Here is a 1,271-nt window from a genome sequence, read left to right on the forward strand (position 1 = left end):
GATCCGCATCACGGGCGTGTGAGCGAAGAGGTACCGGACGAGGTGCAGCTGGGCCCGGGTGCCGATACCCCGGCCGCGGGCCTCGGGCAGCAGCTGGGCACCCATGTTCCAGCAGTGGGTGGATGCCGTAACGACGACCTTCCGCCAGGCGACAAACCCCAGCGGCTCGTCTCCTGCCGTGACGATGAGCTGGCCGCCGTCCTCACCAAGCAGCCGGTTCTCCGACCAACGCTGCCGGAACCGCCGCGGGTCGGTGTAGCCGTACCACTGAAACGGCCCCGCCGTCTCCGGCTCGGTGAGGAAGCGCTCCAGCAAGGGCAGGTCGCCCTCGTCGACGGGGCGCAAAGTCACGGATTCGGCAGACATGGACGGTAGCGTACAGCGCGAGCTGTCAGGACCCTGCCAAGGACCCCGGTCGGACACCGGGACGCTGACCGCGCCCGGTTCAGGCCGTTCACCTGTCATGGCGAGGCTGCTGCTGGCTGTCGTCGTGGTTGCTGTGCCGGGCGTGAGCGCGGAGGTGCTGCCAGGTGCGGACGTGGTCGCGGTGGATCCAGGGAATCTCGGTGAGGTCGCCTTCGGGCAGACGGATTCAGATCTGGCGGACGTCGTGGGAGTTGTAGTGAATCTCCCATTTCCCGCCCCGGCCGGCGACGGGTGAGGGCTGGCCGCGGTGGGGGACGGGGAGGTCGGCGTCGATGAGGACGGCCAGGTCCTGGGCTGGGTCGCCGTGGTCTCCCGGTCTCCGATTCGGTGCGCGGACGGCAGCGTTGTCCGTCGGAGCCGGTCCTGCGGTACCGCCGTATGGATCGCTCGTGGTCCTCGCCTGGTGCACCCGATCCGCTCCATCAGCAGCGGGCCCGGCAGTACGGTCAACGTCGGCAAGGCCGTGATCAAGCGCAAGCCTTCTACGGGTGACCGGACGGACACATCACCTGGTGGCGGGGCGGTTTCGCCGGAGCTTGTAGGCGACACGCAGTATCACGACGCCGAAGACCAGCAGTGTGCCGAAGAGCAGGATGTACCAGCGTGGGACGTCGACGAGCGCGCCCCACACGGCCCAAGCCGGTGCGGCCATACCGAGGATGATGATGGTGACGTATTTCCAGGATCCGGCTACGGATGGCCACTGGCCCGTTCCTTGGGCCTGTGCGGTGCTGTCCGTGTTGTCAACGATGCCCTGACTACCGGGCTGGTTGTCCCGGGTCGCGCGCCGTCCGCGACGCGAACCTCGATCAGCCCCCGTCCGACCAGGTCCAGGGCTGTCTCCG

The 1,271-nt window shown here is 68.3% G+C and carries 2 protein-coding genes; both read right to left on the reverse strand.

Going from position 1 to position 1,271, the window contains the following annotated elements; translation table 11 throughout:
* Positions 1-366 (reverse strand): GNAT family N-acetyltransferase (locus IE312_RS43270; protein ID WP_229900820.1); only part of this gene is annotated, 366 nt, incomplete at its 3' end.
* Positions 367-931: 565 nt separating this feature from the next.
* The gene (locus IE312_RS35230; RefSeq protein ID WP_189986342.1) at positions 932-1,078 is read right to left on the reverse strand and encodes a hypothetical protein; all 147 of its coding nucleotides are present in this window, start codon (positions 1,076-1,078) and stop codon (positions 932-934) included.
* Positions 1,079-1,271 lie beyond the last annotated feature (193 nt).

The organism is Streptomyces capoamus (genome assembly GCF_014654935.1).
GTDB lineage: Bacteria > Actinomycetota > Actinomycetes > Streptomycetales > Streptomycetaceae > Streptomyces > Streptomyces capoamus.